The sequence below is a fragment of the Lysobacter sp. 2RAF19 genome (assembly GCF_052115395.1).
Taxonomy (GTDB): Bacteria; Pseudomonadota; Gammaproteobacteria; order Xanthomonadales; family Xanthomonadaceae; genus Noviluteimonas.
On sequence record NZ_JBFRGO010000009.1, the window covers coordinates 1 to 1,192 of the forward strand.

The 1,192-nt window shown below is 65.9% G+C and carries 1 protein-coding gene; it reads left to right on the forward strand.

The genetic code is table 11. The annotated features are described in order from the left end of the window. The first annotated feature begins 1 nt into the window (after window position 1). On the forward strand, window positions 2-1,192 hold the full coding sequence (tuf, locus tag AB4059_RS15930; RefSeq protein WP_498980227.1) for an elongation factor Tu: 1,191 nt from the start codon (window positions 2-4) through the stop codon (window positions 1,190-1,192).

A 1,192-nucleotide genomic window follows, 5' to 3' on the forward strand; every position in this document is an offset into this window, starting at 1 on the left:
CATGGCCAAGGGTAAGTTCGAGCGCACCAAGCCCCACGTGAACGTGGGCACGATCGGTCACGTTGACCACGGCAAGACGACGCTGACGGCGGCGCTGACGAAGGTGGGCGCGGAACGTTTCGGCGGCGAGTTCAAGGCATACGACGCGATCGACGCGGCGCCGGAAGAGAAGGCGCGCGGCATCACGATCTCGACGGCGCACGTGGAATACGAATCGGCCAACCGCCATTACGCGCACGTGGATTGCCCGGGTCACGCCGACTACGTCAAGAACATGATCACCGGTGCGGCGCAGATGGACGGCGCGATCCTGGTGTGCTCGGCCGCGGACGGCCCGATGCCGCAGACGCGCGAGCACATCCTGCTGTCGCGCCAGGTCGGTGTGCCGTACATCGTGGTGTTCCTGAACAAGGCGGACATGGTCGACGACGCCGAGCTGCTCGAGCTGGTCGAGATGGAAGTGCGCGAGCTGCTGACCAAGTACGAGTTCCCGGGCGACGACACCCCGATCATCAAGGGTTCGGCGCGCCTGGCGCTGGAAGGCGACCAGTCGGAAATCGGCGTGCCGGCGATCCTGAAGCTGGTGGACGCGCTGGACACGTTCATCCCGGAACCGGAGCGCGCGATCGACAAGCCGTTCCTGATGCCGGTGGAAGACGTGTTCTCGATCTCGGGCCGCGGCACCGTGGTGACCGGCCGCATCGAGCGCGGCATCATCAAGGTCGGTGACGAAATCGAAATCGTGGGCATCCGCCCGACGCAGAAGACGACGGTCACGGGCGTGGAAATGTTCCGCAAGCTGCTGGACCAGGGCCAGGCGGGCGACAACGCGGGCCTGCTGCTGCGCGGCACCAAGCGCGACGACGTCGAGCGCGGCCAGGTGCTGGCCAAGCCCGGTTCGATCACGCCGCACACCACGTTCGAAGCCGAGGTGTACGTGCTGTCGAAGGACGAAGGCGGCCGCCACACGCCGTTCTTCAAGGGCTACCGCCCGCAGTTCTACTTCCGCACGACCGACATCACGGGYGCCGTGACCCTGCCGGAAGGCGTGGAAATGGTCATGCCGGGCGACAACATCAAGATGGTGGTCGAGCTGATCAACCCCGTCGCGATGGACGATGGCCTGCGCTTCGCGATCCGCGAAGGCGGCCGTACGGTCGGCGCCGGCGTCGTGGCGAAGATCATCAAGTAA